This is a genomic window from Olavius algarvensis spirochete endosymbiont (genome assembly GCA_900608495.1).
In the GTDB taxonomy this organism is placed as follows: domain Bacteria; phylum Spirochaetota; class Spirochaetia; order DSM-2461; family DSM-2461; genus UBA2779.
In genome coordinates this window covers 1-548 of the sequence record UWYT01000128.1, presented here as the reverse complement: position 1 = coordinate 548, position 548 = coordinate 1, and the positions used below count along the sequence as shown (strand labels likewise).

Sequence of the window (548 nt, the reverse complement as noted above, 5' to 3'; positions counted from 1 at the left end):
GTGGTTAGAATTGACCCAGAGGGTTTGGATGACATTGTTTTTCAAATTGAAGGTGAAGCAGCGTTAGGATTAGGACCTGATGCTTCTGTTGGCTTGGTTCTTGATACCGACAATCCAGAGGAATCTGGCATTATTGGAACTGTGGGTGCTGCTGTAGGTAAAACTGCGGGGGTTGGCATAGGAGCAGCGTGGTTTTTTGAAGAAGCAGAAGGAACTGGGTTCAATCTGGATTTGAATTTTGGGTCCGGTTCTCTCAGTATCTATTTCGATGAGAAAGGCGACATAAATGGGTTGTGAGTTTCTATTGGGGTAGGTTTAGGAATGAGCCGGGGTGCTGTTACCAAGAGTGATACTCTGCCATTTATTGATTTAGCCTATGGTATATTAGGAGCCGTTGAAAAAGCAGTAGAATCGATCCCTATGCCACCGCTTGCTCCTAGTATTCTTCTAGATTGATCGCTATAAGCGGATCCACTTTGGTCTTATAGAGAGTCAATTCCTTTTTGATTATGAAGCGGAGGTTGATTGGAAATGAAAAATCTGCGGAG

General features: G+C 43.8%; 1 protein-coding gene. It reads left to right on the top strand.

The window, feature by feature from the left end; translation table 11 throughout:
* Positions 1–297: hypothetical protein (locus S1OALGB6SA_RS10105; RefSeq protein ID WP_195910274.1), on the top strand; the 297-nt coding region annotated here is incomplete at its 5' end.
* Between the last annotated feature and the right edge of the window lie 251 nt (positions 298–548).